The organism is Pelomicrobium sp. G1, from assembly GCF_051905455.1.
Taxonomy (GTDB): Bacteria; Pseudomonadota; Gammaproteobacteria; order Burkholderiales; family UBA6910; genus Pelomicrobium.
In genome coordinates this window covers 1-327 of record NZ_JBQACR010000217.1, presented here as the reverse complement: position 1 = coordinate 327, position 327 = coordinate 1, and the positions used below count along the sequence as shown (strand labels likewise).

The 327-nt window shown below is 63.9% G+C and carries 1 pseudogene; it reads left to right on the top strand.

The features are described from left to right. Positions 1–162: 162 nt before the first annotated feature. Positions 163–327 (top strand): annotated as a pseudogene (locus ACTFO6_RS18240) (23S rRNA (adenine(2030)-N(6))-methyltransferase RlmJ); the annotation flags it as partial.

Here is a 327-nt window from a genome sequence, read left to right as displayed (position 1 = left end):
CCGACAAGCTGGGCGTCGACCTGCTGCGGGCGGCGGAAAAGAAGCTCGACCTCAACGCCGAGAAGTACCCGGCGGACAAGGCCCGGAGCAAGGCCACCAAGTACAACCGGCGCTAGTCCGTATCTTTCGCGGATATTGTGACCGGGACCCAGGCTGCGGGGCATGCTCGCCTATCGTCACCTTTTCCACGCCGGTAACTTCGCCGACTGCTGCAAGCACGCCCTGCTCGCCCAATTGATCCTGGCGCTGGCGGGCAAAGAGAAGCCCCTCTTCTATCTCGACACCCACGCCGGCATCGGGCGCTACGACCTGCAGCACGAGTGGGTT